The sequence below is a fragment of the Dyella sp. ASV21 genome (genome assembly GCF_016428975.1).
Lineage (GTDB): Bacteria > Pseudomonadota > Gammaproteobacteria > Xanthomonadales > Rhodanobacteraceae > Dyella.
Window position 1 is genome coordinate 1 of record NZ_JAELTT010000190.1, and the last position, 405, is coordinate 405.

The 405-nt window shown below is 64.2% G+C and carries 1 protein-coding gene; it reads left to right on the top strand.

Features of this window, described 5'->3' with window-relative positions; all coding sequences use genetic code 11:
- On the top strand, positions 1 to 325 hold a 325-nt coding region (locus JHD67_RS21505), incomplete at its 5' end, for a hypothetical protein (protein WP_199101175.1).
- Positions 326 to 405 lie beyond the last annotated feature (80 nt).

A 405-nucleotide genomic window follows, 5' to 3' on the forward strand; every position in this document is an offset into this window, starting at 1 on the left:
GATCGCCGCCAACCACACCGTCGAGGTCGGCGGGCATGTGCAAGCCACCGTGCAGGGACACCACACGCTGCACGCCGGGCAGCGTATCGAGCGGCAGACGCAGCGCTATGAACTACGTGCCGGTGAAAAGGCCATCATCCACGGCCCGGGCGGAAGCATCGTGCTCGACGAAAGCGGCGTCACCATCGAGGGCCTGCAGATTCACCTGAAAGGAGAGGTCGAAAGTACCAATGCCACAGGCACACATGTCAGCCAACTCCTGAGCAACCCCGTGCCAGGGCTTCCGCCAGACGCTGCGCCCCACGCCGCCGGACTCTCCGACTAGCCATGCCATCAAGGACGACAGGATGTTGATCAGCCTTCCGTTTCTCTCCGGCACCCAGCCCGACCAGGACACCAGCGGCA